This window comes from Kitasatospora sp. NE20-6 (assembly GCF_045862635.1).
This window is the reverse complement of the sequence record NZ_BPRL01000157.1, coordinates 1-1717: the sequence shown is the minus strand read 5'-3', so window position 1 is coordinate 1717 and position 1717 is coordinate 1. Positions and strand designations below refer to the sequence as shown.

General features: G+C 67.8%; 2 protein-coding genes. One reads left to right on the top strand and one right to left on the bottom strand.

All coding sequences use genetic code 11. From position 1 onward, the window contains the following. Positions 1-129 precede the first annotated feature (129 nt). Positions 130-528: a VOC family protein gene (locus SNE206_RS39935; protein WP_407918499.1), complete on the bottom strand. Its 399-nt coding sequence runs from the start codon at positions 526-528 to the stop codon at positions 130-132. Positions 529-620: 92 nt separating this feature from the next. On the opposite strand from SNE206_RS39935, the gene SNE206_RS39930 reads away from it, so the two are divergent. Beyond that, positions 621-1610, top strand: a complete 990-nt coding sequence (locus SNE206_RS39930) for a helix-turn-helix transcriptional regulator (protein ID WP_407918498.1) — start codon at positions 621-623, stop codon at positions 1608-1610. The last annotated feature ends 107 nt before the right edge of the window (positions 1611-1717 follow it).

The window sequence follows — 1717 nt, the reverse complement described above, 5'->3', positions numbered from 1 at the left end:
CTGTCCCGTCTCACTCGATCTGGTCCCGGTCTCGAATGATCTGGTCCGATTCACTCGGCGTCTCAGATGATCGGGTCCGTATGGAACGTGCCGTCTGGACTGACCACCGCCCGGGTGGCCGCGCTGTTGTCAGCGGGCGAACTTTTCGATGGCCGCCGGCGTGACAGGGGTGAAGAAGTTGACGAGGTTGCCGTCGGGGTCGCGGAGCAGGAGCGACCGGTTGCCCCAGGGCATTGTGGTGGGCTCGGTCACGAAGTCGGCGACGAGATCGGCCAGGTTCCGGTACACGCCGTCCACGTCGGCGACGAGGAATTCGATGATCACGGTGTTGTTGTCGGCCGGGCGGGCGGAGCCGGGTGCGAACAGTGCCACGGTGCGGGTGCTGCCGATCGCGAGGGTCGCGCTGGCGGTCCGCAGTTCGGCGAAGTCCTCGGTGGACCAGTCCGCCCGCGCTCCGGTGGCTCGCTCGTAGAAGTCGACGAGGCGCGCGACGTCGCCGGTGATGATCCGGATCGAAACGAAGTCCATGGAGCTCTCCTCAGGTTGGAAGCCGTTGCCCCTCGGACGCTAGAGCAAATAGTGGACAGAATCAGTCCGGTATCAACGCTAGGCTTGTGGACATGGCTCGACCTACTGGCCGCGTGCTCGCTCTCCTGGAACTTCTGCAGTCGGGCGGCATCAGAACGGTGGCCGAACTCGCCGACCGGCTCGGCGTTGACGGGCGCACCGTGCGGCGGTATGTGGACCACCTGGTCGATCTCGACATCCCCGTCGAGGCGGTCCGTGGCCGCTATGGCGGGTACCGGCTCGCCCCCGGGTACCGCCTGCCTCCGCTCATGCTCAACGACGACGAGGCGCTCGCCGTGCTGCTCGGGCTCGTCGCCGGCCGCAGGACGGGGTTGCTGACGGCGACTGAGACCGCGGGTGAGACGGCAGCGGCCAAGATCCGCCGGGCACTGCCCGAGCGTCTGGCCCGTCGGCTCGACGCCGTCATGGAATCTCTCGCCTTCACGGCTCCGCCCGGGGAGTTGGCCACCCCGGAGACAGGGGTCCTGCTCGCCATTGCCGATGCGGTACGCCATCGCCGCCCGATCTCGATCAGGTACACCACCCGAGACGGCCGACGAAGCGAACGTACGCTGCACCCGTACGGGATCGTCACCCATGCGGGCCGGTGGTACGTCACGGGCACCGATCCCGAGGTCGGCCTGGACCGGACTTTCCGGCTCGATCGCATCGCGGACGCGAGGACCCTGCCCGGCTCGTTCGAGGCGCCCGCTGGACTCGATCCGGCACAGCGCGTCCTGTCAGGGCTCGCCAAGGCCGCGTACCGGCACGAAGTGACCCTGCGGATCCATGGGACGGTCGAACAGATCCGCGCCCGACTTCCCGCCAGCGTCGCGAGCGTGGAGGAGCCCGCGCCCGCGGAAGGCACAGATCCGCACACCGAGCGTTGGATCCACGTCGAATTGAGAGCAGAGCAACTCGACTGGTTGCCTCCCGTCCTTGCCTCGCTCGACCGGCCGTTCGTCATCGAGCAACCCGACGAACTCCGAGACCTCGTCCTCGCGCTCGCCGACCGGCTCACCACCTCTGCCCGCCAAGCCTGACGCCGCTGTCTACTGCGAGAATCCCCGCTGCGGATTCCCAAGCCACTTGGCCTCCGGTCCGCACGCGTCGGGCACCGGGGCCTCAGGGACCAGATCAACTGAGACAA